At 66.9% G+C, this 1,351-nt stretch carries 1 protein-coding gene and 1 pseudogene; both read left to right on the plus strand.

Features of this window, described 5'->3' with window-relative positions:
• Positions 1–501 (plus strand): annotated as a pseudogene (locus C2868_RS17785) (IS21 family transposase); the annotation flags it as partial.
• The gene (istB, locus tag C2868_RS17780; protein WP_103663125.1) at positions 501–1,298 is read left to right on the plus strand and encodes an IS21-like element helper ATPase IstB; all 798 of its coding nucleotides are present in this window, start codon (positions 501–503) and stop codon (positions 1,296–1,298) included. The pseudogene C2868_RS17785 and the gene istB, both read left to right, overlap by 1 nt.
• The last annotated feature ends 53 nt before the right edge of the window (positions 1,299–1,351 follow it).

Below are 1,351 nucleotides of genomic sequence, written 5' to 3' on the forward strand. Positions count from 1 at the left end.
CCGGGCCGGTCGTTCACCTCCCCAGCGGACTTCAACACCCAGTTCACGGACTGGCTGAACCTGGCGAACTCCCGCATCGTCCGCACGATCCGGGTCGCTCCCGTGGATCGGCTCGACGCGGACCGGGCCGCGATGCTGCCGTTGCCGCCGATCCCGATCCATCTGGGCTGGCGCAACAGCATCCGACTCGGCCGGGACTACTACGTCCGCCTCGACACCAACGACTACTCCGTGGATCCGACGGTGATCGGCCGGATGGTCGACGTCACCGCCGACCTTGACCGCGTGAAAGTCCGCGCCGATGGGCGGATCGTCGCTGACCACGCCAGGGTTTGGGCGCGGGGCACCACGGTCACCGACCCGGTCCACGTGGAGACCGCGGCCCGGCTCCGCAAACAGTTCCAGACGCCCCGCGCCGCGGCGGTCGGCGATGAGCTGACCCGCGACCTCGCCGACTACGATCGGGCCTTCGGGCTGGTCACCGACCAGGAGAACAGCTGATGGCCGCGAGCAAGACGACAGACGCGGTCAAGCAGATCACCTATCTCGCCGGTGCGCTGAAAGCGCCCCGGATCACTGAAGCTGCCGGCCGGATGGCCGATCAAGCCCGGGACGCGGGCTGGTCGTTTGAGGACTACCTCGCCGCCGTCCTCGAACGAGAAGTCTCCGCGCGGAACGCGTCCGGAGCGGAGCTGCGGATCAAAGCTGCCGGGTTCCCCGCCCGCAAGATGCTCGAGGACTTCGACTGGGACGCGCAACCGACCGCGCGTCAGCAGATCGCCGCCCTCGCCTCCGGAGGGTTCCTGCTGGAAGCGCAGAACGTCGTGCTCCTGGGCCCGCCAGGAACGGGGAAGACGCATCTCGCAACCGCACTCGGGATCGTCGCCGCGAAGCACGGACATAGAGTGCTGTTCGCGACGGCGACGGACTGGGTCACCCGCCTCACCGACGCCCATCGTCAAGGCCGACTCCCGCAAGAGCTCGCCCGGCTACGCCGCTACGGGCTGATCATCGTCGACGAAGTCGGCTACCTCCCGTTCGAACAAGACGCCGCGAACTTGTTCTTTCAGCTCGTCTCATCTCGCTACGAACACGCCTCGCTGATCCTCACCTCCAACCTGCCGTTCTCCGGCTGGGGCGGTGTCTTCGGAGACCAAGCCGTCGCGGCGGCCATGATCGACCGGATCGTCCACCACGCCGACGTGCTCACGTTGAAGGGCGCGAGTTATCGACTCCGCGGCAGAGGCATCGACAGCCTCCCCAGCATCAGAACCACGACCGACGAAACCCCTGGCTAGACTGCCCGCAACTGTTCACTTTTCGAGCGCCGAAAGTGACCAGTTCTCAAGCG

It is taken from the genome of Microbacterium sp. CJ77, from assembly GCF_002911615.1.
GTDB lineage: Bacteria > Actinomycetota > Actinomycetes > Actinomycetales > Microbacteriaceae > Microbacterium.